General features: G+C 72.2%; 1 protein-coding gene. It reads right to left on the bottom strand.

Annotated elements, in window-relative coordinates:
* On the bottom strand, positions 1-270 hold a 270-nt coding region (locus AVR91_RS40655; protein WP_228709477.1), incomplete at both ends, for a thiamine phosphate synthase.

The raw sequence follows: 270 nt of genomic DNA, 5'->3' as shown, positions 1-270 counted from the left end.
TGGGTGGACCGGCCGATCACCACGTCGTCCCCCAGCACCCGGCGCGCCAGCGACACCGGGATGTCGTCCTGACCCAGGTGCAGCACGTGCGCGCCGACGGCGAGCGCGACGTCCGCCCGGTCGTTCACCGCCAGCAGCTTGTCGTGCTTTTCGCACGCCTCGGCCAGCACTTCGAGGGCGGCGATCTCGTGTTTCGCCTCGATCGGGGCACCGCCGGTCTTGTCCCGCAGCTGGATGATGTCGACCCCGCCGGCCAGCGCCGCGTCGGCG

It is taken from the genome of Amycolatopsis keratiniphila subsp. keratiniphila, assembly GCF_001620365.2.
Lineage (GTDB): Bacteria > Actinomycetota > Actinomycetes > Mycobacteriales > Pseudonocardiaceae > Amycolatopsis > Amycolatopsis keratiniphila.
The sequence above is the reverse complement of the archived record's forward strand: the minus strand, read 5'-3'. Positions and strand labels throughout refer to the sequence as shown.